Source organism: Listeria valentina, assembly GCF_011800755.1.
GTDB lineage: Bacteria > Bacillota > Bacilli > Lactobacillales > Listeriaceae > Listeria > Listeria valentina.
In genome coordinates, this window is the sequence record NZ_JAATJW010000128.1 from 1 (window position 1) to 1,629 (window position 1,629).

Annotated in this window: 1 protein-coding gene and 1 pseudogene; both read left to right on the forward strand. The window is 36.2% G+C overall.

What is annotated here, in order from left to right:
- Positions 1-869: pseudogene (locus HCK02_RS13730) on the forward strand (hypothetical protein); the annotation flags it as partial.
- The coding region (locus tag HCK02_RS13735; RefSeq protein WP_167630662.1) for a phage tail domain-containing protein at positions 866-1,629 on the forward strand (764 nt) is incomplete at its 3' end. The pseudogene HCK02_RS13730 and the gene HCK02_RS13735, both read left to right, overlap by 4 nt.

A 1,629-nucleotide genomic window follows, 5' to 3' on the forward strand; every position in this document is an offset into this window, starting at 1 on the left:
GTCCTTTCGACATTTGTGTCTATTTATTTACTAGTATATCAAAAAAGGTGTCTACTTTATTAGGATACATGCAGACACTATTAGCTAGTAATACAGATGTTCTAGATAAAATAAAGCGTGGAGAAAGTTCAATTGTTGAATACAATGGAGAAAAGATAGATTTAAAGTATTTATTTGGTAATAATCGTGATTTACTAAATAAAATTGCAACTAGCAAAAAAAATATAACATCTTATAATAATCTATCCCCATCATTGAAAAACTTCTTAGCGAAAACAAATGCAGAAAGTATTAGAACTAGTTTACAGAATATGATTTCAGATTGGGGCAAAATACCATTTAGAGAACAAAAAGTTCTTGAAGTTGCTTATAAAACAAGTGGACGAGCTCCATCCGGTGTACAGGAAATGCGTGCCAAGGGAGATAATAACTTCAAAGGCGGAAATGTAATTCTTGGTGATGGTGGAAAGAATGAGCCTTTCCTAACTCCTAGCGGAAATTTTGGCATTTCTCCAAACGTTAATACGCTTTATAATTTACCCCAAGGAACAAAAATTTGGCCGTCTCAACAAGCATTTGAAAGAGAGGTTCCACATTTTGCAAGTGGGACAAATGATGTGAAAAGCTTTAGTCCTTCAATCACGCCAGTGAATACACCTTTCTCTAAAGAAATAGCGGAGAGGAAGGCAATCAGAAAAGCAACTGGATCATCAGCAGAAGAAAATATGCTTGGTGTTTTAACGGCAATTCTGAACGAGACTAAAAAACTTGTAAAGAAACCTATTGCAAAAGTTGAAAAGACAGATATAAATGGTGAATTAGGTAAGGCTGTAGGCACTGAATTTTACGGGGGTGGTATCACTCTATGAAGCCACAATTAGACCTAATAATGAATAATAATAAGCGAGTACCTTTTACAGAAATTTACGCTAAAGATGTTATTGACTTGGGCAGAGAAGCGCCTATTTTAAAAAATAATGATGTGGAATTTGCGTACACTGACGGTGAAACAGAAGCAGATGCAAATTTTCAAGCGTTTCCTTTTGTTTTAGAATTTGTGCTAGAAGTAGGTAGTTGGGTGTTTTTGCAAACAAAATTACAAGAAATGTATGAAGTCTTGTATCAAAGGAAAGCTTACTATCTTCATACTAATTTGATGCCCGGGATATTTTATAAAGCTCGTGTGTCTGACCTCCAGTTAACAAAATGGAATGGCTCAATTGCTCAAATAAAAATCGAATGGAGTGTCATAAAAGGGTGTGGAGAATCCTTTGGAACTACACTAAAGCCTTTCACTCTAGAATCGGAAGAATGGCAGATTGGGCAGGGTGTGCTTGCTGAAGATCATCAGTATATTCATACCAAGAACCATATTCAGATTTATAATGGTGGAAGCTTTGAAATCAACCCAAGAATGCATGAGCTGAAAATAACTATTCAGACGTATTCCCAAGGCGGTTTTAAGCTCACCAATAGAACGACTGGGGAAATGTTCAAATTCAATGACAATGAACGTTTATATGATACAGATACCGTTGTCATTGATGGATCCAAAATCTATAAAAACGGAATTCGGTGCGGACGCCTGACCAATCTAGGGTTGATTTCTTTGGCTCCCGGCATGAATGA